Origin of the sequence: uncultured Microbacterium sp., assembly GCF_900078385.1 — a bacterium.
GTDB lineage: Bacteria > Actinomycetota > Actinomycetes > Actinomycetales > Microbacteriaceae > Microbacterium.
This window is the reverse complement of record NZ_FLQR01000011.1, coordinates 1-24,680: the sequence shown is the minus strand read 5'-3', so window position 1 is coordinate 24,680 and position 24,680 is coordinate 1. Positions and strand designations below refer to the sequence as shown.

Sequence of the window (24,680 nt, the reverse complement as noted above, 5' to 3'; positions counted from 1 at the left end):
CGGGTAGCCTGGACGGATGCGCTTCGCCCATGTGACCCCGCCCGGGGGCGACGAGCCGCAGCTCGCCGTCATCCAGCGCGGCGAGGCGCTCCTCGTCCCAACCCTGTTCGACGGTGCCCCCACCCACCTGCAAGCCCTCATCGAGGGCGGCGACGCGCTGCTGCAGCGCGTGCGGGATGCCGCCGCATCCACCGCCGACTGGCGGTCCCTGGACGGCTTCGCCTTCGCGTCGGCCGTGCAGCGCCCGCCGGTCGTCCTCGCGATCGGCCTGAACTACGCGGCCCACTCGAGCGAGCTGGGGCTGAAGGCCGACAAGGCGCCCACCGTGTTCGTGCTCTGGCCGAACTCCCTCACCGGGCACGACGCGACCACGACCTGGCCCCGGTCGCTCAGCGAGTCCATCGATTACGAGGCCGAGCTCGGCGTCATCATCGGCCGTCCCGCGCACGATGTGGCCGAGCACGCCGCCCTCGACCACGTCTGGGGCTACACGGTGGTCAACGACATCACGGCACGCGACATCCAGTTCTCCGAGGCCCAGTGGTCGCGGTGCAAGTCGTTCGACGGCTTCACTCCGACGGGACCGGTCGTCGTGACCGCCGACGAGGTGCCCGATCCGCAGGACCTGCACATCTGGGCCGTCGTGGACGGACAGACGGTGCAGGACGCGTCGACCGGGCAGATGATCCGGCCGGTCTCCGCCCTCATCTCCCAGCTCTCCCAGGCCGCGACGCTGCTTCCGGGCACCCTGATCTCCACCGGCAGCCCCGGCGGCGCCGGCTACTCGCGCGACCCGCAGGTGTTCCTCCGCGACCGCTCGACCGTGACGGTCGGGATCGACGGGATCGGCGAGCTCACGACGCACTGCCGCATCCTCGGCTGAACGAACGGACGGCGGCGGCCCGCAGGCCGCCGCCGTCGTATCGGATCCGGCTCAGTAGCCGGACTCGGAGAGCAGTTCCTCGCACGACATCGTGATGCCGTTGATCTCCACGTTGCCGGTGCCGCCGTTGTCCAGGCACGCCTGCAGCTGCGTCGTCAGGTCGGCCGCGGCCGTCCCGAACCACGCGAACAGCGCGATGGCCACGATGATGCCGACGACGAGCAGCACCGAGCTGATGATGATGGCCGCGACGGCGAAGCCGTTCTTGTGCCCCGCCTTCTTGCTCTGCACGAGCGCGATGATCCCCAGGATCAGGGCGACCGGCTGCATGAAGAAGGACAGGATGAAGGCGACGATGCCCATCGTGCGGCCCGGGATGGGCGCGCCGGGCGCGTCGTAGCCGGTCGCGGGGTAGGCGGGTGCGGCGTAGGCGGGAGCGGCGCTCTGCTGGTACGCCGGCTGCTGGTACGCGGGGGGCTCGTAGGCGGGCGGGGTCGGGTTCTGCGGGTCGGTCATGCGGCCTCCTGAAGTGAATGCCGGAACATCCCGGCAGTGCGACGCTATCGAAGCGCGGCGCCCTCGCAAAGGCGCCGCGCTCACGCTCAGATGACGTCTTCGGCGGCGGTGTGGATCGGGATCGCCTGCGTGACGGTCTCGAGCCCAGAGAGCCGCGCCGGGGAGAGCTGCTTGTCGACGTCCTCGCGGGACATCAGCCCGGCCTCGACGACGAGGTCGCCGACGTTGCGTCCGGTGAGCAGCGCCGCCTTCGCGAGGGCCGCCGAGGCGGCGTAGCCGATGTACGGGGTGAGCGCCGTGACGACGCCGACCGATGAGCCGACCATCGCCCCGAGCCGCTCGCGGTTGGCCGTGATCCCGTCGATGCAGTTGATGCGCAGCGTCCGCATCCCCCGCCGCATCCACGTGATGGACTGGAAGATCGAGTGCGCGATGATCGGCTCGAACGCGTTCAGCTGCAGCTGCCCGCCTTCCACCGCCATCGTGACCGTCAGGTCGGCGCCGGCGACCGCGAACGCCACCTGGTTCACGACTTCGGGGATGACGGGGTTGACCTTGCCGGGCATGATGCTCGAGCCCGCCTGCCGGGCGGGGAGGTTGATCTCGCCGAAGCCCGCCTGCGGGCCGCTGGAGAGCAGGCGCAGGTCGTTGCTGATCTTCGAGAGCTTGATCGCGTTGCGCTTGAGCGACGAGGAGAACGACATGAAGGCGCCGGTGTCGCTCGTGGACTCGACGAGGTCCTCCGCGGTCTCCAGGTCGAGGCCGCTGATGTCGCGGAGGTGCCGGATGACGGCGGTCGCGTAGCCGGGGTGGGTCGTGATGCCCGTGCCGATCGCGGTGGCGCCCATGTTGACCTCGCACAGGAGGTACGCGTTCTCCTTGAGCCGGTGGTAGTCCTCCCCGAGTGTCGTCGCGAACCCGTGGAACTCCTGCCCGAGCGTCATGGGGACGGCGTCCTGCAGCTGTGTCCGGCCGACCTTGAGGATGTCGTGGAACTCGTGCGCCTTGGCGAGGAAGGACTGCCGGAGGAGGTCGAGCTCCTCCAGGAGGGTCCGCAGGTCGAGGCCGAGCCCCACCTTGATGGCGGTCGGGTAGACGTCGTTCGTGGACTGGCTGCGGTTCGTGTGGTCGATCGGCGAGAGGAACTCGTAGTCACCCTTGGGGCGCCCGGCGATCTCGAGCGCGACGTTGGTGATGACCTCGTTCGCGTTCATGTTCGTCGATGTGCCGGCACCGCCCTGGACGACGCCGACGACGAACTGGTCGTGGAACTCGCCGTCGATGATGCGACGGCAGGCCTCGTCGATGAGGCCGGCGCGTTCCTCGTCGAGGACGCCGATCTCGCGGTTGGCGCGCGCGGAGGCCTGCTTGACCATCGCGAGTCCGACGACGAGGTCGCGGTAGACGGAGATGGGGCGCAGGGAGATCGGGAAGTTCTCCAGGGCCCGGGCGGTGTGGATGCCCCAGTAGGCATCGGCGGGGATCTCCAGCGATCCCAGTGAATCGGTTTCCGTGCGCGTCATCGCGTCCTCGGCCATGGTGTGCAGTCCTTGTGGGTCGTCACAGCGGGTAGGGGGTGTGTGCCCCCGAGCCTACCCGCGGGCACATCCGGGATGGATGGACGCGGTGGACACCGCCACCCCGGACGTTGTACGTCCGGGCGAGGGTCAGCGTTTGCGCGAGAACGCGTCGAGGCGCTGCTCGGGGGTGAGTTCCGCCATCCGCGCCACCCAGTCCGCGGAGAACGTCTCCGCCGTCTCGGCCGCGACGACGGGGACCACGGAGTGCGTGATGGTGTCGTCGTAGACGTGCACGAGGTGGAACGACTGTCCGGCATCCATCCCGTTGACCTCGGTGGCAGGGCGCTGCAGGTTCATCGTGTAGCAGGTGGCGGCGGCCACGCTGACGGGCACGCCGGCGAACGACCCGCTGGTGGAGTAATGCAGGTGACCCGCGAGGATGCCGCGCACGTCGGATCCCGCGATGACCTCGGCCAGCGCATCCTGACGGCGCAGCTCGAGGATGTCGAAGAACGGGATGTGGCTGGGCAGGGGCGGATGGTGCAGGGCCAGCAGGGTGCCGAGCGGAGCCGGCTCGGCGAGGATGCCGCGCAGCCACGTCAGCTGACCGTCGTCGAGGTCGCCGTGGTGCCAGCCGGGCACGCTCGTGTCGAGCGCGATCAGCCGGAGGCCGCCGAGGTCCCACACGCCGGTGACGGGCTCGCCGCTGGGCTCCAGCCCGAGCAGCGCGCCGCGCAGGGCAGGACGCTCGTCGTGGTTGCCGGCGACCCAGACGATCGGGGCGTCGAGTCGATCCGCGAGCGGCTGGACGGCGGCGCGCAGCGCGCGGTACGCGTCCGGCTCCCCCAGGTCGGTGAGGTCTCCGGTGAACACGAGCGCGTCCGGCGCCACCCCGGTCCGTTCGACGGCGGCGAGGGTGGCCGCGAGATTCGCCGCGGTGTCGTAGCGCCCGCCCAACGGCGCATTGCCGGCGAGCAGGTGGGTGTCGCTGAGGTGCACGATCACCCGCCGGGCGGGGGCGTGCCGCCCGAACTGCACTGTCTCCATGTCGACAGCCTAGATCGGGCCCCGGTCAGCGCCCGAAGCCGGGCCGCGTCAGTGTCCGAAGACGATCAGGAGCAGTCCGGAGAGGACGGCGAGCGCGCACATGCCGAACGCCGCGTACGCCGCGACGAGCGCGACGCGCTTCTGCCCCTCCGTGAGCGGGCTCTTGCGCGACGCCTTCGCGGCCGCCTTCGCGGCACGGTGGGCTTCCTTCTCCGTGATCACCGTGATGGCGTCGGTGAACTCCGCGGGGGCGACGACCGGCGCGCGGCCCGCGCGCACCAGCATCCGCAGCCCCAGCGCGTAGAAGGCGACCACCACGGTACCGGCGGCGAGGGCCGCGCCGAACACCTGCAGGAACGCGAGCCAGTCGATCGAGACGGTCACTTCTCGTCCCCCTTCGCGGTCGGGCGGGTCTCCGGCTTGCCTGCGGCGCGCGCCTTCTCGGCCGCGCGCTTGTCGGTCTTGCGCTTCTCGTCGGCGACCCGACGGGCCTCCGCCTTCGCCGCGGCCTTGCGCTCCGCCTTCTCGCGCGCCGCCTGCTCCGCCTTCAGACGCGCCTGCTCGCGCAGGATCTCGCGCTGTCGACGGGTCGGCGGCGGGTTGCGCTTGACCTTGACCGCCAGACCGGAGTCGGCGACCTCGCTCATCGCGTTGGACGCGTCGACCCGGTTGTGGCGCGAGCGCCAGAAGAGGCCGAGGATGATCGCGACCGCCAGGATCGCGTCGACGAGGACGCCCCAGTGGCCGAACCAGACGACGAGGAGCGCGGCGAACGCGCCGACGGCGCCCGAGGCGGGCAGGGTCAGCAGCCAGCCGATCGCGATGCGGCCGACCGTGCGCCAGCGCACCGTCGAGCCGCGGCGACCGAGGCCCGAGCCGATGACGGAGCCCGAGGCGACCTGCGTCGTGGAGAGCGCGAAGCCGAGGGCGCTGGAGGCCAGGATCGTGGCGGCGGTGGAGCTCTCCGCCGAGAAGCCCTGCGCGGGCTTGACGTCGGTGAGGCCCTTGCCGAGCGTGCGGATGATGCGCCAGCCGCCCATGTACGTGCCGAGGGCGATCGTGAAGGCGCAGGCGAGGATGACCCACAGCTGCGGATCGGCGTGCGCGCCGTCCTGCAGGCCGGCCATGATCAGGGCGAGGGTGATCACACCCATCGTCTTCTGCGCGTCGTTCGTGCCGTGCGCGAGCGCCACCAGCGACGACGTGAAGATCTGACCCCAGCGGAATCCGTCGCGGCCGTCCGGCTTGTTGTCGTAGCGACGCGTCATGGCGTAGGCGAGGCGCGTGAGGAGGAAGGCGATGACGCCGGCCGTGAACGGCGCGATGAGCGCCGGCAGCACGACCTTGCTCAGCACGACCCCGAAGTCGATCGCGCTGGTGCTCGCCCCGACGAGCGTCGCCCCGATGAGGCCGCCGAACAGCGCGTGCGAGGAGCTGGACGGAAGGCCCAGCAGCCAGGTGAGCATGTTCCAGGTGATCGCGCCGATGAGACCGGCGAAGATGATCGGCAGGAACGCCAGCGGTTCGATCTGGTCCTCGCGGATGATGCCGTGCGAGATGGTCTTGGACACTTCGGTCGACAGGAACGCGCCCACGAGGTTGAGGCTCGCGGCCAGCAGCACGGCCACCTTGGGCTTCAGGGCACCCGTCGCGATGGGCGTCGCCATCGCGTTCGCGGTGTCGTGGAAGCCGTTGGTGAAGTCGAAGAACAGCGCCAACGCGATGACGAGCAGCACGATGATTACGGCGGTTTCCACAGTTCGCTTTCCGTCGGGATTCGTGGGGAGGGTGCCGATGGAATCGGCGGTGCGAACGAACAGTTCACCGTGGGTTCATGTTCCGGCAACCGGACCACGGAAATCCTCGCACATCCGCGGCCGATCGCAGAACCGCCGCATCCACTCCGAGGGGGGTCGGTTAGCGTGGGACGGTGACCATTTCGGAGCCCTCCGCCCCCACCGTCCCCACCCGCCCCACCACGCGCAGCCACCACGGCGACGACGTCGTCGATCCCTACGAATGGCTGCGCGCGAAGGACGATGAGCAGGTCCTCGCGCATCTGAGCGCCGAGAACGCCTACACGCAGCAGCGCACCGCGCACCTGGAGGCCCTGCAGGAGCGGATCTATCAGGAGATCAAGGGCCGCACCCTCGAGACCGACCTGTCCGTCCCGAGCCGGCGGGGGTCGTGGTGGTACTACAGCCGCACGGTCGAGGGCAGCCAGTACGGCATCCACTGCCGCGCGCCGCTCGCGGACCCCGACGACTGGACGCCGCCCGTCCTCTCCCCCGATGTCGAGATCCCCGGTGAGCAGGTGCTCCTGGACGGCAACGTCGAGGCCGAGGGGCACGAGTTCTTCTCTCTGGGCACGTTCGACGTGTCCACCGACGGCGCGCGCCTGCTCTACGGCGTCGACACGCAGGGCGACGAGCGCTACACGCTGCGCATCCGCGACCTCGCGAGCGGCGGCGATCTGGGCGACGTCATCCCGGAGACCTCCGCGGGGGCGATGTTCTCCCCCGACGGCCGGTTCGTCGTGTACACCACGGTCGACGACGCGTGGCGACCCGACACCGTGTGGCTCCATGAGGTCGGGACGGATGCCGCGACCGACGAGAAGCTCTTCCACGAACCCGACGAGCGGTACTGGGTGGGGGCCGGCTTCACGCGCAGCGACCGCTACCTCGTCATCGCGGCGGAGTCGTCGATCACGAGCGAGGAATTCCTCGTGGATGCCGCCGACCTCCGGTCGCCGCTGCGGCCCGTCTGGCCGCGCCGCGAGGGCGTGGACTATTCGCTCACGCACGCCGTCGTCGACGGCGAGGACGTGCTGTACATCCTGCACAACGACGGCGCGCTGGACTTCGAGCTCGTCCGCGTCGCGGCATCCGACCCGGAGGGCGCACGTGAAGTCGTGCTGCCCCACGTGCCGGGCCGGCGCCTCGAGGACGTGTCGGCGTTCCGCGACTGGGGCGTCGTGTCGTACCGGCGCGAGGGTCTGTCCCGGGTGGGGCTGCTCGCCTACGGCAGCGGCGCGCTGACCGAACTCGCGTTCGACGAGCCGCTGTACACCGTCGGCGCCTCCGGCAACCCGGAGTGGGCGCCCCCCGTGCTGCGGCTCGGCTACGGCTCGTTCGTCACCCCCGGCACCGTCTACGACTACGTCGTCGAGACCGGCGACCTCCTGCTGCGCCGGCGCCAGCCCGTGCTCGGCGGCTACGACCCGGAGGAGTACGCGCAGGAGCGCCTGTGGGCGACGGCCGAGGACGGCACCCGCATCCCCATCTCGCTCGTCTGGAAGCGGACGTCCGGCGACGGCGACGCGCCCCGCGCCGTGCATCTCTACGGCTACGGGTCGTACGAGCACTCGATCGACCCGGGGTTCTCGGTGGCGCGCCTGTCGATGCTCGACCGGGGCGTCGTGTTCGCGATCGCGCATGTGCGCGGCGGCGGCGAGATGGGCCGGCAGTGGTACGAGGACGGCAAGCTGCTGCACAAGCGGAACACCTTCACGGACTTCGTCGCGTGCGCGCGGCACCTCGTGGCCGAAGGCCGCACGACGCCGGAGCTGCTCGTCGCGGAGGGCGGCTCGGCGGGCGGGCTCCTCATGGGCGCTGTCGCGAACCTCGCGCCGGACCTCTTCGCCGGCATCCTCGCGGACGTGCCGTTCGTGGATGCGCTCACCACGATCCTCGACCCGTCGCTGCCGCTGACGGTCGTGGAATGGGACGAGTGGGGCGACCCGCTGCACGACCCGAGCGTCTACGAGTACATGAAGTCGTACACGCCGTACGAGAACGTGCGCGAGGGTGTGGAGTACCCGCGGATCCTCGCCGTCACCTCCCTCAACGACACGCGCGTGCTGTACGTCGAACCGGCGAAGTGGGTCGCGCGGCTGCGCGAGGTGGGCGCCGACGCGCTGCTGAAGTGCGAGATGGTCGCCGGCCACGGCGGCGTGAGCGGTCGCTACAACGCCTGGAAGCAGCGCGCGTTCGAGCTGGCCTGGCTGCTGGACGTCCTGGGCCTCGCCGACTGAGGAGGTGGCGCGCGCGCGTCCCGCGCGGTCGCGCCCCGCGCGCGCCCGCCTGTCCGCCGTGTCACACGTTGCGCGGGTTTCTGTCGCGTCGACCCGCGTCTCGTGTGACATTCCAGACAGGTATGTCACAGAAGGCGCCGCGAAGCACCGCCGCACCCGCATGAGCTGTGACACGCGGCGCCTCCTCCCCACAAACCGGGAACGCCCGGGCGCGTACGGATCTGCTCAGCGCTGAACAGCTCGCGGCCGTTCCGCGGTCCACTGGGCGGATGACGAGGATCACACCGCTTCCTCCGGAACTTGAGGCGCGGCCGTTTCGCGTCTCCGATGCGATGGCGCGTGGCGTCACCGCATCCCGGTTGAGGGCGCGAGACCTGCTCGTACCGACGCGCGGGGTGCGGGTTCCCCGCTCGGCCACCATCGCAACTCCGGTGGTCAACCGTCAGGAACGACTTCGCGCCGACCTGCTCGCGCGCGCCGCGGCGGTCGCGCCCGCGCTGACTCCTGACCAGTTCTTCAGCCACGGCACCGCGCTCGCCCTCCTCGGCGTGCCCCTGCCGTACCTGCGGGATCCGTCGTGGGAGTTGCATGTATCCGCTCGTCGTCCCGCGGGCCAGCCTCGCCGCGATGGCATAGCGGGGCATCGGCTGCAGGCGCGCGCGCCTTTCCGAGGCACTGCGCGGGGCCTGCCGATCGAGCACCCTGCGCGGACATGGCGGCAGGCGGCGTCGACGTGGGAGCTCGACGACCTGATCGCCGCCGCAGACCACCTCGTGTGCCCCCGGCGTCGGATAGTCACGCCGGCGGAGCTTCGCGCCGAGATCGTGGAGGCCGGAGACCTGCGGGGGCATCTGCTCGCACGGGCGCTCGCAGAGGTCAGGGTCGGCGCCGAGACGGCCGAGGAGACTCATCTGCGGCTGCTGCTCGGGCGAGCGGGTCTGCCGGAACCGTCACTCAACCTCGACCTGCGAGACGAGCGCGGTCGCTTCGTCGCACGGCTGGACCTCGCGTACACACGTTTCCGCGTGGCCGTGGAACACGACGGCCGCACGCACGCCTTCGACGAGCAGCAGTTCGCGAAGGATGCCGACCGGTGGGACGCCATCCGCGGCCAAGGCTGGACCCACGTGCGGATCCTGAGCCACCACCTGCGGCCGGACTCGCGACGCGCGCTCGCCAAAGTGACGGACGCCCTCGTCGCCGCCGGCTGGCGGCCCGGCCTCGACTGACCTCGACGTCCGCGCCGCGCATCCGCTCCGTTTCCGTCGCGTGACCGCATCCCACGCCTGGTCCGCCGCCGTCACAGCTGGCGCGTGTCACACAACCTGCCGGTGGCCGAAGGGCCGACACGCGCGTTGCGTGACGCCCGCAGTCACCCCGTCCCGCTTCGCGTGGGCCCCACGCGTCCGCACCCGCGAATGACGTGACACGCCACGGAAGGGCCGGTTCATCGGCCGACCGGGATGCCGGAGGCCCGCCGCCCGCGCGAGGCCGACCTCACCCGAAGAGCGCGGCGGCTTCCTCGTAACGGTAGAGCGGGACGTTGTTGAGCTCGCCCAGGGCGTCCTCGAACGACACGCGCACGATGTCGGTACCGCGCAGCGACACCATCTGGCCCCATGCGCCGTCCATGATGGCGTCGGCGGCGTGCAGGCCGAGACGGGTCGCGAGGACGCGGTCGAACGCCGACGGCGAACCGCCGCGCTGGATGTGGCCGAGGACGGTCGCACGGGTCTCGATGCCGGTGCGGCGCTCGATCTCCGGCGCCAGGATCTCGCCGATGCCGCCGAGGCGGGGGCGGTTGAAGGCGTCGAGGCCCTTGTCGCTGTACGCCTCGTCCATGCCCGTGATCGTGAAGCCCTCGGACACGACGACGAGCGGCGCGCGGCCGCGGTCATGGGCCTTCGTCACCTGCGCGACGATCTCGTCGATCGACATGGGCACCTCGGGGATGCAGATCACGTGCGCGCCGGCGGCGACGCCCGCGTGCAGCGCGATCCAGCCCACGTGCCGGCCCATGACCTCGGCCACCATGCAGCGCTGGTGCGAGTCGCCGGTCGTGCGGAGGCGGTCCATCGCGTCGGTGGCGATGTTGACGGCCGTGTCGAAGCCGAACGAGTAGTCCGTCGCGCGCAGGTCGTTGTCGATCGTCTTCGGCACGCCGAGCACGTTGATGCCGTCGTTGGCGAGACGGTTCGCCGCGGCGAGGGTGCCCTCGCCGCCGATCGCGATGATGCCGTCGATGCGGTGCCCGTAGAGCGTCTTGGCGATGTTCTCGGCGCCGCCGCGCGGACCCTCGTAGGGGTTGGTGCGGCTCGTGCCGAGGATCGTCCCGCCGACCTTCGACAGGCCCTTCACTTCGTGGCGCGTGAGCGGGAAGAAGTCCCCGTCGACCACTCCGCGCCAGCCGTCGCGGATGCCGACGAACTCGATGTTGTAGTTGGTCGTGCCCTTGAGCACGACGCCGCGGATGACCGCGTTCAGGCCGGGGCAGTCGCCGCCGCTGGTGAGGATGCCGATCTTCATGGAGAGATCCTTCGGGGTTTCAGGGATGCTGCGGCTCCGTTGCCTGGATTCGACACTATCGCCGCCGGATGCCGCGTTGCCACCGGTCCGGCCGTCGATAACCGTCGACGGCCCCCGGCCGGGAAACGTCGGTCAGGCGCCGCCGAGCGCCTGGCGCAGCAGGTGCATGAGCGCGGACAGCTGCACAGAGTCGCTGGAGGTCGGGTCGACGGCCTCCCCGTCGAGCGCGCGCGCCGCGAGTCCCTGTTTGGAGTCGATGAGCTCGGCGATCTTGGTGTCGATCGTGTGCGCGGCGATGATCCGCCACGCCGTGACCGGCTCGTCCTGGCCGATGCGGTGCACGCGGTCGATCGCCTGCGTCTGCTCGGCGGCGGTCCAGGACAGCTCGGCGAGCACGACGTTCGATGCGGCCTGCATGTTCAGGCCGACGCCGGCGGCGGTCAGCGAGCAGACCGCGACGGCCACCTCGGGGTCGGTATTGAACGCGTCGATGGCCTGCTGGCGCGCGGGGGTCGTCTGGTCGCCGCGGATCGAGACGGTGCGCAGCCCCGCGGCGGCGAAGAGGTCCTCCGCGGCATCCATGACGTCGATGTGCTTCGCGAAGAAGACGACCTTGCCCACCGAGCGCTGCAGCTGCACGGTGTAGTCCGCCGCGAGCAGCGCCTTGGCCTGGCCGATCCGGCGCACCATGGTGAAGACGTTCTCCGAGCCGGAGCCGGCGGCTTTGGCCTCCTCGAGTTCGCCGTGCGCGACGAGGCGCACGATGTCCTCGTCGAACTCGCCGAGGAACACGCGGTCGCCGCGCGCCTCGATGATGCGGCGGTACTTCGCCGCGAGGCGCTGACCGAGCTCACGCTCCGCCTCGCGGATCGAGCGACCGAACTCGTCGTCCAGCTCGACGGGGAGGTCGGCAATGAGCTTGTCCGGGAGGTCGGCGGCGACGTCCTTCTTCTTTCGCCGCACGATGCCCATCGAGATGACGGCGTCGCGGGCCTCCGGGTAGAACGACTTGTCGGCCGGGGTGAGCCCGGTCGCGTCGAGCTTCTCCATGAGGGCGGGGCCGGGCTTCTCGCCGTTGGTCCACCCGAGGAAGCGCCAGATCGCGTCGAAGTCCTCGACGTCGTTGATGAGCGGCGTGCCGGTGAGGGCGAGCATGAGCGGGTTGCGCACCTGCTCGCGGATGCGGGTCGCAAGACCGAGCACGTTCTGCGAGCGCTGCGAGGACAGGTTCTTGATGAAGTGCGCCTCGTCGACGACCATGCCCTTCAGGCCCAGCGAGGCGAGCCAGGCCAGGTGCCGGTCGAGCACTTCGTAGTTGACGATGAAGACATCGGCGAACGCGTCCACCTGGCCGCCGTCGCCGTGGATGACGGTGGCGCGGCGCTGCGGCGTCCACCGCTCCACCTCGCGGGCCCAGTTCATCTTCACGACGTTGGGGACGACCGCGAGCAGCGGATACGAGTTCGCGACGGATGCCGCGAGCACGGACTCCGCCGTCTTGCCGAGGCCCGGCTCGTCGGCGAGGAGGAAGGAGCGGTGACCTGCGCGCACGGCTTCGAGGAAGCGCGACTGGTGCGGCATGACCTCGAGGCCCTTGGGCGAGAGGCGGTCGAACTCGGGGACCTCGGGCAGCTCCATCGACGCGGCGCCGCCGCCGGCGCCGGTCTCGAACGCCTTGTACAGCGGGCCCATCAGCTCCCAGCCGTCGAGTCGGCGGCGGGGGGTGGAGGCGGGGGTCCGCAGGCTGACGTCGGGCGCGAGGAACGGGTTCGACTCGCGTCGCGCGTCGATCTGCGGCGGGATGACCTGCCGCTCGGCGAGCGCCGCCGGAACGACAGGCGTCTGCGCGGGGGCGGCGTCGGTGATGATGAGCTCGTCCTCGGGCAGTTCGGCGCCCGACTCGAGCAGCCAGTCGCGGCGCATGCGGCGCGCGACCGGCGAGGTCGCCTGGTCGACTTCGAGCAGCTGTATGAGAGAGGTGTCGCGCGCAGCGGTCTTGGCGAGGATCGTCGCGACGCCGTCGAGGCGCTTCAGCAGCTCGGCGCGCGCGGCGGCCGGCACGACGTCGTCGGCCTTGACCCGGGCCCGCTCCTCGCGGACGAGGAACGCGATGACCTGGAACTTGACGCGGTTGGTGGGGCCGAGCTTGCCGCGCTGGGCCTTCGCCTCGACCTCGCGCACCTTGCGGGCGAGGATCGGGATGAGCGGCGCGTCGTCGTCGCGGCGGGCCGATGAGCCCGAACGACGCCGGGACGACGACTTGCGAGCGGTGGATGCCGTGGTCGGCATGCTCCTCCTGAGCGTGAGAGCCGGCGCAGAGCCGGCAGTGCCGGCGATCGTGCGGCCGGTCGAACGGAGTCGCCGCGAAGCGGCGGCGGGAATGCGTGGGGCCCGATCCTCCCGGCTGCGGGTACTCGCTTCTGCGAGCTGCGGCGACGGCGGGATGCGGTCCTCGCGGAAAGTCTAGCGCCTCGTCACGGTGCCGTGCGCAGCCGCAGGCTGTTGAGCACGACGAACACGCTCGAGAACGCCATGGCGGCCCCGGCGATCATCGGGTTCAGCAGGCCCAGCGCGGCCAGCGGCAGGGCGGCGACGTTGTATGCGAACGCCCAGAACAGGTTGCCGCGGATGACGCGCATCGTGCGGCGGCTGAGCCGGATCGCGGTGACCACGGGCGCGATGCCGTGACCGGCGAGGGCGATGTCGCTCGCGTGCATGGCGGCATCCGTGCCGCCGCCCATCGCGATCCCGAGGTCGGCGGTGGCGAGGGCCGCGGCGTCGTTGACGCCGTCGCCGACCATCGCGACCCGATGACCGTCGGCACGCAGACGCGCGATCTCGTCGACCTTGCCCTCCGGGAGGACCCCTGCGATGACGCGGTCGACACCGACCGCGTCGGCGGCCGCGCGGGCGGCGCCGGCGTTGTCGCCGGTGAGCAGGACGACCTCGAGGCCGAGGCGCTTCAGCGCCCCCACCGTCTCGGCGCTGTCGGCGCGGACCGTGTCGGCGACCGCGAGCACGCCACGGACGCGGCCGTCCCACCCGGCGACGAGGCGGTCGCGCCGTCGGTCTCGATCCGCTCGACGGCGGCGCGGGCGGCATCCGGGAGCGCGCCGGACTGCTCGGCCGCGAAGGCCGCCCGACCGGCGAACACGTCGTGCCCGTCGACGGTGCCGGTCACGCCGCGGCCGGCGAGGCCCGCGAAGTCCGCGACGGGCAGGTGCGCGGGCGTGAGGCTCGCGAGCGCGCGGGCGATCGGGTGCTCGGACGCGTGCTCGAGCGAGCCCACGAGCCGCTCGATGTCGGCGGTCGCGGCGTCGTCGATCCGGGTGACGGCGACGACGGTCATCCGTCCCTCCGTGATGGTTCCCGTCTTGTCGAGCACGATCGTGTCGATGCGCTCGGCGCTCTCGAGGGCCTCCGGGCCGGTGATGAGGACGCCCAGCTGGGCGCCGCGGCCGGTGCCGACGAGGATCGCGATGGGGGTCGCGAGCCCGAGCGCGCACGGGCACGCGATGATGAGGACGGCGACGGCGGCGGTGAAGCCGGCGGCCAGGGGCTCCCCGGCCACGATCCAGCCGACGAGCGTGAGCACGGCGAGCGCGATCACGATCGGGACGAAGACCGCGGAGATGCGGTCGGCGAGCCGCTGCACGCGGCTCTTCCCGGCCTGCGCCTCCTCGACGAGGCGCGCCAGGTGCGCGAGGCGGGTGTCGTCGCCGACGCTCGTCGCCTCGACGAGCAGTCGACCGTCGGCGGCGAGCGTGCCGCCGGTCACCGCATCCCCGGCACTCACGTCGACCGGGACGGACTCGCCGGTCATCATGCTCTCGTCGACCGAGGCGCGCCCGTCGCGCACGATGCCGTCGGTCGCCACCTTTTCGCCGGGGCGCACGACGAAGACGTCGCCGACGCGGAGCCGCTCGACCGGCACGCGCGTGCCGTCCGCCAGCTCGACATCCTTCGCCGCGAGCTGGAGCAGCGCCTGCAGGGCCGCGCCGGCGCGCCCCTTCGAGCGCTGCTCGATGAAGCGCCCCAGGAGGAGGAAGACGGTGACGGCGGCTGCGACCTCGAAGTAGACGAGCGCCGTGGCGTCGTGCACGGGGCCGAACAGGACGACCTCGTGCATGAGGCCGATCCGGCCCGCCGACCCGAAGAGCAGGGCCCACACGCTCCAGCCGAAGGCGGCCATCGTGCCGAGCGTGATCAGGGTGTCCATCGTCATGGCGCCGTGGCGCGCATTCGCGATCGTGGCGCGGTGGAACGGCCAGCCGCCCCACAGGACGATGGGCGCCGTCAGGACGAGCGACACCCACTGCCAGCCGGGGAACTGCCATGCCGGGACCATGCCGAACGCGACGACGGGGACGGCGAGGGCGAGGCTGACGAGCAGGCGGGTGCGCAGCGGCGTCGACCCGGGACGGTCGGCGACATCGTGCACGTGACCGCCGTCGTCGTGGTGGGCGGTGTGGTCGGCGGTGTGGTCCATGCGCGGCGTGCGCAGGGAGGCGTCGTAGCCGGCCTCCCGGACGGCGGCGACGAGGCGCTCGGGATCGACCCCCTGCGGGAAGCTCACGCGGGCGGTCTCGGTCGCGAGGTTGACGGATGCCGTCACCCCGTCGACCTGCTGCAGCCGCTTCTCCACGCGCGCGACGCAGCTGGCGCATGTCATGCCCTCGATGTCGAGGACGGTGTCGCGCACGGCGGCACCGTCCGGTGCCGCGGACATCAGCGGCGGCCGGTGAGGCTGTAGCCGGCCTCGGCGACGGCGGCGGCGATGGCCTCGTCTGCGGGCGCGCTGTCCGCGGTGACCGTCACGGTCTTCGCGGCGACGTCCACGGCGACCTCGGATACGCCGGCCACGGCGCTCACCTCACGGGTGACGGCGGCGGCGCAGTGGCCGCAGGTCATTCCTTCGACGGCGTAGGCCTGAATGCTCATGGGGACTCCTCGTGTTGCGTTCACGTGCAACAACAGGATACCCCCCGGGGGTATTCCTCAGTCCATCGCGAGCCCGCGCTGCCAGACCGCGAGCGCCCCGGGATCGTCGGTGACGATCCCATCCACGCCCCACTGCGCCGCGGCATCCCAGTGCCGATCGCTGTTGAGGGTGTAGACGACGACGCGGAGGTCGGCGGCGTGCAGCTCCTCGACGATCTCGGGGCGCGCGGCGATCGCTGCGCGGTCCACGACGATCCCGCGGACGTCGACCTGCCGGATCGCCCGCACGACATCCGAGGGAAGCGTGCGGAGGATCGCCATCCGAGGGATGGCATCCGAGCGGGCGGCGACGAGGGCGAGGGTCCGTGCGTCGAAGCTCGAGGCCACGACGCGGCGCTCGAGGCCCCGGGCGGTGACGGCGTCGGCGAGGGCGGCAGCGGCAGCGGGCGTCCACGTGCCCTTGAGGTCGAGCAGGGCGCGGCCGTCCCGCTCGGCGAGGAGATCGAGGAACTCCCCCGCCGTCGGAACCCGGGTGCCGACGTAGCGGGCCGCGTACCAGGATCCCGCATCCAGCGCCCGCACGTCGGCCAGCGTCATCCGGGCGAGCAGTCCGTGCCCGTCGGTCGTGCGGTCCACTGCGGCGTCGTGCATGAGGACGGCCTGACCGTCGGCCGTGAGGGCGAGATCGACCTCGACGTACTCGAAGCCGGCGGCGAGCGCGGCGGCCACGGCGGGGAGCGTGTTCTCCGGCGCGGACTCCGCCCCGCCCCGGTGACTCGCGATGAACGCCCGCTCGCCGGGCGTCCGGGCCGAGCCCCACAGTTCCTGCGCGGTGATCTTCGTGGGTGTCACCCCCGTCATGATGACCACGACGCATGCCAGGGCGAGCGCGCAGACGATGAGCAGGGCGGGAAGCCGTTCGGCCGTCCTCGATTCGGGCATCGGGGTGGTCCTTCAGTGGGTGACGTCGTCGTCGCGGCCCACTGTAGCGGACACCGTTACCTTTCCGTTACCTCCGTTTCGCGCCGCGCTCACCGCATGACCCTCGGGCCATCCGGCGTACGCTGGCTGCATGGCCACCATCACCGAGCGCGCCCTCGCCGCGACCCTCGACCACGCGATCCTGAAGCCCGAACTGACGCGCGACCAGGTCGACGCCGAACTGGACATCGCCGCCGAGTGGGGCGTCTTCAGCGTGTGCGTGCGCCCGAGCGACATCCCCCACGCCGTCAGCCGGCTCGCGGGAACCGGCGTGGCCGTCGGCACCGTCATCGGCTTCCCGCACGGCACCACCTCGACGGCCGCGAAGGTGGCCGAGGTCCGCCAGGCGCTCGCCGACGGGGCGACGGAGGTCGACATGGTCGTCAACATCGGGGCGCTCCGCTCCGGCTTCGACGACGTCGTCACCGACGACATCCGTGCCGTCGTGGAGGCGGCATCCGGTCACATCACCAAGGTGATCCTCGAGACGGCGTACCTCGACGACGAGCAGATCGCCCGCGGCAGCCGGCTGACCGAGGCCGGCGGCGCGCACTTCGTCAAGACGTCCACCGGTTTCGCCGGCGGCGGCGCGACCGTCGAGCATGTCCGGCTCATGCGCGAGAACGTCGGCGCCGACGTGCAGGTCAAGGCCTCCGGCGGCGTCCGCAGCTACGCCGACGCCCTCGCCATGATCGACGCCGGCGCGACGCGCCTCGGCACGAGCGGCAGCGCCGTCATCCTCGGCGAAGCCCGCCGCGTGGATGCCGGTGAGGGCGCGACGGGCGCGGTCGACGCGTCCTCGTACTGACGCGCACCCGATCGTCCGGCGCCGCGGGTTCCCTGCCGCGCGTGGTCAGGACAGTGCGGCACGCACCTCGGCGACGTCCTGGGACATCTGCGCGATGAGCGGCCCGATGCCCTCGAACGCGACCATGCCGCGGATGCGGTCGGTGAAGGTGACCGACACGCGGTGGCCGTAGAGGTCCAGGTCGGTCTCGTCGAGGACGTACGCCTCGACCTGGCGCACGAGGACGTCGTCGAAGGTCGGGTTCGTGCCGACCGAGATGGCCGCGGGGTAGCGCGTGACCGCGTGCATGCCGCCGGCGACCGCGGGGAGCCCCTCGTCCACGAGCCAGCCGGCGTAGACGCCGTCGGCCGGGACGAACCCCTCGACGTCGGCGGACAGGTTCGCCGTGGGGAACCCCAGTTCGCGGCCGCGCTTGAGCCCGTGCACGACCTCGCCCTGCACCGCGTGCGGGCGTCCGAGGAGCCGGGCGGCGCCCTCGACGTCGCCGGCGGCGAGGAGGTCCCGCACCCACGTGGAGGAGACCCGGCGCCCGCCTCCCTCGACGTCGCCGACGACGTCGGCGCGGAAGCCGAACTCGGCGCCGAGCTCGCCGAGCAGCGCGGGGTCGCCTGCTCCCCCGCGCCCGAAGCGGAAGTCGTCGCCGACCATGACCGTGACGACGCCGAGGGCGTCGACGAGCACGTGCTCCACGAAGGCGCGGGCGGTCAGCGCCGCGAGCTGCTCGTCGAAGCGGAGCACGAGCGTCGCGTCGATGCCCTGCTCGGCGAGAAGACGGAGCTTCTGGTCGAGGCTCACGAGCGGCGCGGGGCAGAGCTCGGGGCGCAGCAGGCTCAGCGGGTTGCGGTCGAACGTGACGGCGACGACGCGCGCACCGGCATCCTCCGCGGCGACGCGGGCCCGGTCGATCACGGCGCGGTGGCCGGAGTGGACCCCGTCGAACTTCCCGATCGCGACGACGCTCGGCCCGAATCCCGCCGGCACCTCGGTCGGGTCGCGGAAGACGATCACCAGGACGACCGTTCGAGGGCGGGATCGGCTTCCTCGCCGACGGCGTCGCGCGTGTGCGCGAGCCACCAGAGGCCCAGGAAGGGGAGGATCAGCGGCACCCAGATGTACCCGGCGCCGTAGCCGGACCAGACGGTCGGGTGGTCGAACAGCGCCGGCACGGCGAGGGAGAGGGTGCCGACGACGAGGACGCCGACGAGTTCGAACCCGATCGCGACCCACGCGACGATGTACCAGGCCCGCGACGCACTGCGGATGAGCGCGAGCGTCGCGAGGATGTAGACGGCGGCGGCGAGCGCCGAGAGCGAGTACGCCAGCGGAGCGGCGTCGAACTCGCGGACGATCTGGACGAAGGAGCGACCGGTGGCCGCCATCGCCATGATCGCGTAGACGATCACGAGGACGCGGGCGATGCCGGTCATGCGGGGACGGGTCGTGGACATGACCTGTCAATGATAGGCGGCACGGGGTGCGCCCGGCCGCTCAGGCGACCTGGACGGTCCAGATCACGTGCATGCGCCACACCATGACCGCGACGGCGAGCGCGGCGATCCCCATGATGACGGTGCTCCACCGACTGCGCTCGATGAGCGCCCACGCGACGCCGGCCGGCGGCAGCAGCACCGCCGAGACGAGATAGACCCAGTACTCCAGCGCGCTGCCGCTCGGGGGGTTGCCGACGAGGGGCGCGACGATCGCGACGACGACCTGGGCGAGCAGGAGCAGGAGGATGAGGGCGAGCCCACCCACGGACAGGTCGCTCGGTCGGCGGCCCGCGAGGCCCAGCACGATGCACAGCAGGCCGACCCCGCCCGCGGCCACGAGCTGGACGATGGTGAACCACAGGATCACAGGGGCTCCTCCGCCATGTTCATGATGCTCTTGACGTCGTCGCCGCGCCGCTCCACGATTCCCACGAGGCGGCCGTCCGGATCGATGGCGGCGGGGTTCGCGGTGACCATGCGCGCCGCCGCGCCGGGGAGCCGCTTGCCGTGCCGGAGATCGCGCGCCTCGTCGGCGGTGACGGGAAAGGCGCCGAGGACGGATGCCGCGACCGCGGCGTCGCTGCGCAGCTCGGTGTCGGGGGCGATCTCGCCCACCGCACCGTCGACCACGAACGGCCCGATCCGGGTGCGCCGGAGCGCCGTGAGATGTCCCCCGACGCCGAGCGCGGCGCCGAGGTCGCGCGCGAGGGCGCGGATGTAGGTCCCGCTCGAGCAGTCCACGACGACGTCGAGGTCGATCATGTCGTCCTGCCGTCGGATGCCGGTGACCTCGAAGCGCGAGATCGTCACGGTCCGTGCCGCGAGTTCGACATGTTCGCCCGCGCGCGCGAGATCGTAGGCGCGGCGGCCGCCGACCTTGATGGCCGAGACCCGGGAGGGCACCTGCGAGATCGGGCCGGACAGGGCGGCGACGCCGTCGGAGATCGCATCGTCGGTGACGGCAGCGACCGCGACGGCATCCGCGCGTGCCGTCTCGACGCCGTCGGCATCGTCGGAGTCGGTGGCGACGCCGAGGCGGATCGTCGCCTCGTAGGTCTTGTCCAGGCCGACGATGTAGGTGAGCAGGCGGGTCGCGGGACCGACCCCGAGGACGAGGAGACCGGTGGCCATCGGGTCGAGCGTGCCGGCATGGCCGATCTTGCGGGTCTGCAGGGCGCGTCGCGCGCGGGCGACGACGTCGTGGCTCGTGATGCCGCCCGGCTTGTCGACGAGCAGGATGCCGCGGGGCGCGGAGGTCACCGGATGCCCCTGGGGACGGCGGTCGGCGCAGGGCGTCGAGGGAGGGTCGGGGCGGGGACGCGCATGCCTCCAGCCTACGGGCGGGGGCGGGACCGTCCCGTGCGTCCCTGTCGGGTCAGCAGGAGTCGCGGAACACGCGGACCGGTGCCGCCGGATCGGTGTTGTCGACGATGGCGGCGGCCGCGCGGCGCGGATCCGCGTCGCGCAGATACAGCTCCATCCCGTCGCGGTAGCGCCGGTTCGAGGCGGCGGCCGGGTCGGGGTCGGTCCCGTCGCGACGGGCCATCCGCTCGTAGCGGATGTCCAGGGGCGCGTCCAGCCACACCGACCAGTGCCAGATGCCGCGCAGCTCGGGACGGTGCAGGAAGATGCCGTCGACGATGAGGACGGCGTCGCGGGGAGCCGTCACCCACTCGGACGCGACCGGCTCATCGCGGTCGACGTCGAACACGGCGAGCTGGAAGCCGGCATCGGCCGTCGCTCCCCCGCGGAACGGATCGACGAGCACCCGCCGGAAGGTCGCGTAGTCGTACGAGTCGCGGTAGTACCCCTCCGGCGAGGTGCGACCTCGGACGTAGCGCTCGGCGCGCGGCCGGTGGAAGCCGTCGATCGAGGCTCGGAAGACCGCGGACCCGTCCTCGGCGAACACGGCGGCGAGGTTGTCGGCGAACACCGTCTTGCCGGCGCCGTCCTCCCCGTCGACGGCCACCAGGATGCGGCCGCCGCGGTAGTGCTGCCGCACTTCGTCGCGGAGATCGCGCCAGAGCGTGGAGGCCGGGGTGACGGGAAGCATGGCTCCACCCTAGGCGTCGCGCGAAGCCGCAGCGGGGGTCGAGCGGTTCCGTAGGCTGGAGCGGTGCCCGACCTCTCCCGCCCGCTCCTGGACTGGTACCGCGCGAACGCCCGCGACCTCCCGTGGCGGGCGCCGGGCTTCGGCGCATGGGGCGTGCTGGTGAGCGAGTTCATGCTGCAGCAGACGCCGGTGACGCGCGTCATCCCGCACCTGGAGGCCTGGCTCATCCGGTGGCCGACGCCGGTCGCCCTCGCCGCGTCCCCACCCGCCGAGGCCGTGCGGCAGTGGGCGAACCTCGGCTACCCCCGCCGCGCGCTGTGGCTGCACCGCGCCGCCGTCGAGATCCGCGACCGGCACGCCGGGATCGTGCCGCGCGACGTCGACGCGCTCCTGGCGCTCTCGGGCATCGGCGACTACACGGCGCGCGCCGTCGCGACGTTCGCGTACGGCGACCGGCATCCCGTCGTCGACACGAACACGCGCCGCGTGCTGGCCCGGGCCGTCGAGGGCCGTTCGCAGCCGGGTCCGCCCGCCAAGCGCGACCTCGCGGCCATGGCGGCCATCCTGCCGGAGGACGACGCGGAGGCCGCGATCGTGAACGCGGCGACCATGGAGCTCGGCGCGGTGGTTTGCATCGCGCGGTCACCGCGCTGCGAGGCGTGTCCCCTCGTCGATGTGTGCGCGTGGCGCGGGGCCGGGTACCCCGACACCGGCGATGGCCGACGTCGTCAGGCGGCGTACGAAGGCAGCGACCGGCAGGCGCGCGGCGCGGCGTTGCGGATGCTGCGCGAGGCGCACGCCGTGCCTCTCGCAGACGTGCTGCCCGACTGGCCCGACCCGCAGCAGCGGGATCGCGCGATCGACTCGCTCATCGCGGACGGGTTGGCCGAAGCAGCGGACGGCATGCTGCGCCTGCCGGCCTGAGCGCGGCGGACCTCAGCCCTCGTCGTCGTCCAGCTCGCGCGGCTTCACGTACGGGTCGGACTCGCCGGCGTACGTCGCGCCGGTCGCCAGGCCCGCCACCGCGGCGTCGCGCTCGCGCGCCTCGCGGAGCAGGTCGGCGATGTGGCCGGCGTTCTCCGGGATGCCGTCCGGGATGAACTCCAGGGACGGGGTCAGGCGCACGTTGAGGTGCTTGCCGACCTCGCTGCGCAGCATCCCGGTCGCCGCCTTCAGCGCCTCCGCGGAGGACGCGCGCTCCTCGTCGGAGCCGTACACGGTGTAGAAGACCGAGGCGTGCTGCAGGTCGCCCGTCACGCGGACGTCCGTGATCGTCACGAAGCCGAGGCGCGGGTCGCGCAGCCCCTTCTCGAGGCGCTCCGCGAGGATCACGCGGATGCGGTCGCCCAGACGCGCTTGACGTTCACTGGCCATGACTGTTCCCTTCGACGGCTGAGGGACGCCCGTGGGCGCCCCTCAGCGGTTGCGACTCAGCCTCGCGGCTTCTCCACCATCTCGGTGGTCTCGATCTCGTCGCCCACCTGGATGTCGTTGAACTTGCCGAGGCCGATACCGGCTTCGTAGTCCGTGCGCACTTCGGTGACGTCGTCCTTGAAGCGGCGCAGCGACTCGATGGCCAGGCCATCGGCGAGCACGACACCGTCGCGGATGATGCGCGCCTTGGCGTTGCGCGTGATCGTCCCGGAGCGGACGATGACACCGGCGATGTTGCCGAACTTGGAGGAGCGGAACACCTCGCGGATCTCGGCGACACCCGACTGGACCTCTTCGAACTCCGGCTTGAGCAGGCCCTTGAGCGACTGCTCGACGTCGTCGATCGCGTTGTAGATGACCGAGTAGAACCGGATGTCGACACCCTCGCGGGCGGCGCGCTCGCGGGCCTTCGCGTCCGGACGGACGTTGAAGCCGATGACGATCGCGTTGTCGATCGTCGCGAGGTTGACGTCGGATTCCGTGACGGCACCGACACCGCGGTGGATGATCCGCAGCTGCACCGAGTCGTCGACCTCGATCTTGAGGAGCGACTCCTCCAGCGCCTCGACGGCACCGGACACGTCGCCCTTGATGATGAGGTTGAGCGACTCGACCTTGCCCTCTTCGAGCGCACGGGTGAAGTCCTCGAGCGAGATGCGCTTGCGGGCCTTGGCCAGCTGTGCGTTGCGCTCGGCGGCTTCACGCTTCTCCGCGATCTGGCGGGCGAGGCGATCCTCCTCGGTGACGATGAAGGTGTCGCCGGCACGCGGGACCGAGTTGAGGCCCTGCACCTGGACGGGTCGCGACGGGGCGGCCTCGAGGACCGGCTCGCCGTTCTCGTCCGCCATGGCGCGCACGCGGCCGTAGGCGGTGCCCGCGACGATCGCGTCGCCGATGCGGAGCGTTCCGGACTGGATGAGCACCGTGGCGACCGAACCGCGACCCTTGTCGAGCTTGGCTTCGATCGCGACACCGCGCGCCGCCTTGTTCGGGTTGGCCGTGAGGTCCAGGCCCGCGTCGGCGGTCAGCAGCACGGCATCCAGGAGAGCCTGGATGTTGAGACCGTCGCGCGCTGACACGTCGACGAACATCACGTCGCCGCCGTACTCCTCGGCGACGAGGCCGTATTCGGTGAGCTGCTGACGGACCTTGCCGGGGTTGGCGTCGGGCTTGTCGATCTTGTTCACCGCGACGACGATCGGCACACCGGCGGCCTGGGCGTGGTTGAGCGCCTCGACCGTCTGCGGCATGATGCCGTCGTCGGCGGCGACCACGAGGATCGCGAGGTCGGTCACCTGCGCACCACGCGCACGCATGGCGGTGAACGCCTCGTGACCCGGGGTGTCGATGAAGGTGATCGCGCGCTCGATGCCGTCGTGCTCGGTCCACACCTGGTACGCGCCGATGTGCTGCGTGATGCCACCGGCCTCGCCGGCGACCACGTTCGCGTTGCGGATCGCGTCGAGGAGTCGCGTCTTACCGTGGTCGACGTGACCCATGACGGTCACGACCGGCGGACGGATCTCGAGGTCGTCCTCGTTCTCGTCCTCGAGCTCCTGATCGAGGTCGAGACCGAAGCTCTCGAGGAGCTCCTTGTCCTCGTCCTCGGGCGAGACCATCTGGATCTTGTAGCCGAGCTCGGCACCCAGCACCTCGAACGTCGCCTCGTCGAGCGACTCGGTGGCGGTCGCCATCTCACCCAGGTTGAACAGGATGGTGACGAGCGTGCCGGGCTGCACGGTGTAGCCGGTGATGTTCTCGATCTTGTCCGCGAAGTCCGAGATCGACGCGCCGCGGCGCATGCGGATGATCTCCCCGTTGCCGCGGGAGACGTTGACGCCGCCGACGACCGGGGCATCCCGCATCTCGAACTCTTGCCGCTTCGCCCGCCGCGACTTGCGCTGCTTGGACTTGCCGCCACCCTTGCCGAAGGCACCTGCCGTGCCACCGCCGGGGCCGCGGCCACGACCGCCGCCACCGCCGGGACGGCCGGCGAAGCCGCCGCCTGCCGGTGCACCGGGACGCTGGAACCCTCCGGGCGCGCCGCCGGGACGGCCGGGGCCGCCGGGACGCTGCTGGAAGGGCGCGCCGGGACGACCGGCACCGCCGGGACGACCCGCACCGCCCGGACGCGGGGCGCCGGGTCGGGGTGCGCCCGGGCGCGGGGCCTGGGGACGCGGGATGTTGCCGGGGCTGGGACGCTGGCCCATGCCCTGCGCGGATGCGAACGGGTTGTTGCCCGGACGCGGACCGGCGGGACGCTGGCCCATGCCCTGCGCCGAGGCGAAGGGGTTGTTGCCGGGGCGCGCGCCACCCGGGCGCGGCGGCTGCGGCGCACCGGGCGTCGCGCCGGGGGCTGCCGGGGCGGCTGCGCCGGGCGCGGCGGGAGCCGGTGCCTCGGCGGCAGCCGGAGCCGGAGCGGCGGGTGCTGCCGGGGCCGGAGCC

At 71.8% G+C, this 24,680-nt stretch carries 21 protein-coding genes and 2 pseudogenes; 5 read left to right on the top strand and 18 right to left on the bottom strand.

Annotated features, from left to right (window positions below):
- Positions 1 to 16 precede the first annotated feature (16 nt).
- A complete protein-coding gene (locus QZL85_RS13640; protein WP_295577695.1) occupies positions 17 to 883 on the top strand; it encodes a fumarylacetoacetate hydrolase family protein in 867 nt (288 codons plus the stop codon).
- Between the two features lie 51 nt (positions 884 to 934).
- On the opposite strand, the gene QZL85_RS13635 is transcribed toward QZL85_RS13640, so the two are convergent.
- The 5 genes from QZL85_RS13635 to QZL85_RS13615 form a co-directional block, all read right to left on the bottom strand.
- The gene (locus QZL85_RS13635) at positions 935 to 1,399 is read right to left on the bottom strand and encodes a DUF4190 domain-containing protein (protein ID WP_295577693.1); all 465 of its coding nucleotides are present in this window, start codon (positions 1,397 to 1,399) and stop codon (positions 935 to 937) included.
- 86 nt (positions 1,400 to 1,485) lie between these two features.
- Complete coding sequence (locus QZL85_RS13630) at positions 1,486 to 2,937, bottom strand: aspartate ammonia-lyase (RefSeq protein ID WP_295577691.1); 1,452 nt, start codon at positions 2,935 to 2,937, stop codon at positions 1,486 to 1,488.
- A gap of 129 nt (positions 2,938 to 3,066) precedes the next feature.
- On the bottom strand, positions 3,067 to 3,966 hold the full coding sequence (locus tag QZL85_RS13625; protein ID WP_295577689.1) for a phosphodiesterase: 900 nt from the start codon (positions 3,964 to 3,966) through the stop codon (positions 3,067 to 3,069).
- 48 nt (positions 3,967 to 4,014) lie between these two features.
- A complete protein-coding gene (locus QZL85_RS13620) occupies positions 4,015 to 4,350 on the bottom strand; it encodes a peptidase (protein ID WP_295577686.1) in 336 nt (111 codons plus the stop codon).
- Positions 4,347 to 5,723, bottom strand: coding sequence for an inorganic phosphate transporter (locus QZL85_RS13615; protein WP_295577684.1), 1,377 nt, complete (start codon positions 5,721 to 5,723; stop codon positions 4,347 to 4,349). Before QZL85_RS13615 ends, QZL85_RS13620 begins: the two co-directional genes overlap by 4 nt.
- A gap of 173 nt (positions 5,724 to 5,896) precedes the next feature.
- On the opposite strand from QZL85_RS13615, the gene QZL85_RS13610 reads away from it, so the two are divergent.
- On the top strand, positions 5,897 to 8,002 hold the full coding sequence (locus tag QZL85_RS13610) for a S9 family peptidase (RefSeq protein WP_295577682.1): 2,106 nt from the start codon (positions 5,897 to 5,899) through the stop codon (positions 8,000 to 8,002).
- Positions 8,003 to 8,433: 431 nt separating this feature from the next.
- Positions 8,434 to 9,231, top strand: coding sequence for a DUF559 domain-containing protein (locus tag QZL85_RS13605; RefSeq protein WP_295577680.1), 798 nt, complete (start codon positions 8,434 to 8,436; stop codon positions 9,229 to 9,231).
- Between the two features lie 268 nt (positions 9,232 to 9,499).
- On the opposite strand, the gene QZL85_RS13600 is transcribed toward QZL85_RS13605, so the two are convergent.
- The 6 genes and pseudogenes from QZL85_RS13600 to QZL85_RS13580 all read right to left on the bottom strand — a co-directional run bounded on the left by QZL85_RS13600 (position 9,500) and on the right by QZL85_RS13580 (position 16,411).
- The gene (locus tag QZL85_RS13600; RefSeq protein WP_295577678.1) at positions 9,500 to 10,528 is read right to left on the bottom strand and encodes a 6-phosphofructokinase; all 1,029 of its coding nucleotides are present in this window, start codon (positions 10,526 to 10,528) and stop codon (positions 9,500 to 9,502) included.
- 132 nt (positions 10,529 to 10,660) lie between these two features.
- Positions 10,661 to 12,817 carry a DEAD/DEAH box helicase gene (locus QZL85_RS13595; RefSeq protein ID WP_295577676.1) on the bottom strand — a complete coding sequence of 719 codons (2,157 nt, stop codon included), beginning with the start codon at positions 12,815 to 12,817 and terminating at the stop codon, positions 10,661 to 10,663.
- 185 nt (positions 12,818 to 13,002) lie between these two features.
- Positions 13,003 to 13,713: pseudogene (locus tag QZL85_RS15205) on the bottom strand (HAD-IC family P-type ATPase); the annotation flags it as partial.
- Between the two features lie 182 nt (positions 13,714 to 13,895).
- Positions 13,896 to 15,200 (bottom strand): annotated as a pseudogene (locus tag QZL85_RS15200) (heavy metal translocating P-type ATPase); the annotation flags it as partial.
- 56 nt (positions 15,201 to 15,256) lie between these two features.
- A complete protein-coding gene (locus QZL85_RS13585) occupies positions 15,257 to 15,469 on the bottom strand; it encodes a heavy-metal-associated domain-containing protein (protein WP_295577673.1) in 213 nt (70 codons plus the stop codon).
- Positions 15,470 to 15,526: 57 nt separating this feature from the next.
- Positions 15,527 to 16,411: a glycerophosphodiester phosphodiesterase family protein gene (locus QZL85_RS13580; protein ID WP_295577671.1), complete on the bottom strand. Its 885-nt coding sequence runs from the start codon at positions 16,409 to 16,411 to the stop codon at positions 15,527 to 15,529.
- A 130-nt stretch (positions 16,412 to 16,541) separates the two neighbouring features.
- On the opposite strand from QZL85_RS13580, the gene deoC reads away from it, so the two are divergent.
- Positions 16,542 to 17,258 carry a deoxyribose-phosphate aldolase gene (deoC, locus tag QZL85_RS13575; RefSeq protein WP_295577669.1) on the top strand — a complete coding sequence of 239 codons (717 nt, stop codon included), beginning with the start codon at positions 16,542 to 16,544 and terminating at the stop codon, positions 17,256 to 17,258.
- A gap of 45 nt (positions 17,259 to 17,303) precedes the next feature.
- Here deoC and QZL85_RS13570 read toward each other — a convergent pair whose 3' ends face one another.
- From QZL85_RS13570 to QZL85_RS13550, 5 genes are all read right to left on the bottom strand, one after another.
- Complete coding sequence (locus tag QZL85_RS13570; protein WP_295577667.1) at positions 17,304 to 18,266, bottom strand: bifunctional riboflavin kinase/FAD synthetase; 963 nt, start codon at positions 18,264 to 18,266, stop codon at positions 17,304 to 17,306.
- Positions 18,263 to 18,706: a hypothetical protein gene (locus QZL85_RS13565; protein ID WP_295577665.1), complete on the bottom strand. Its 444-nt coding sequence runs from the start codon at positions 18,704 to 18,706 to the stop codon at positions 18,263 to 18,265. The genes QZL85_RS13570 and QZL85_RS13565 overlap by 4 nt, the downstream gene beginning before the upstream one ends.
- A 40-nt stretch (positions 18,707 to 18,746) precedes the next feature.
- Positions 18,747 to 19,115, bottom strand: coding sequence for a hypothetical protein (locus tag QZL85_RS13560; protein WP_295577663.1), 369 nt, complete (start codon positions 19,113 to 19,115; stop codon positions 18,747 to 18,749).
- On the bottom strand, positions 19,112 to 20,008 hold the full coding sequence (gene truB, locus QZL85_RS13555) for a tRNA pseudouridine(55) synthase TruB (protein WP_295577661.1): 897 nt from the start codon (positions 20,006 to 20,008) through the stop codon (positions 19,112 to 19,114). The genes QZL85_RS13560 and truB overlap by 4 nt, the downstream gene beginning before the upstream one ends.
- A 115-nt stretch (positions 20,009 to 20,123) precedes the next feature.
- A complete protein-coding gene (locus tag QZL85_RS13550; RefSeq protein WP_295577658.1) occupies positions 20,124 to 20,801 on the bottom strand; it encodes a uridine kinase in 678 nt (225 codons plus the stop codon).
- Positions 20,802 to 20,864: 63 nt separating this feature from the next.
- Here QZL85_RS13550 and QZL85_RS13545 point away from each other — a divergent pair, with 63 nt between their 5' ends.
- Positions 20,865 to 21,725 carry an A/G-specific adenine glycosylase gene (locus QZL85_RS13545; RefSeq protein ID WP_295577656.1) on the top strand — a complete coding sequence of 287 codons (861 nt, stop codon included), beginning with the start codon at positions 20,865 to 20,867 and terminating at the stop codon, positions 21,723 to 21,725.
- A gap of 12 nt (positions 21,726 to 21,737) precedes the next feature.
- Here QZL85_RS13545 and rbfA read toward each other — a convergent pair whose 3' ends face one another.
- Together rbfA and infB are read right to left on the bottom strand one after the other, a co-directional pair.
- Positions 21,738 to 22,175: a 30S ribosome-binding factor RbfA gene (gene rbfA, locus QZL85_RS13540; protein WP_295577654.1), complete on the bottom strand. Its 438-nt coding sequence runs from the start codon at positions 22,173 to 22,175 to the stop codon at positions 21,738 to 21,740.
- A 56-nt stretch (positions 22,176 to 22,231) separates the two neighbouring features.
- Positions 22,232 to 24,680 (bottom strand): translation initiation factor IF-2 (infB, locus tag QZL85_RS13535; protein ID WP_295577652.1); only part of this gene is annotated, 2,449 nt, incomplete at its 5' end.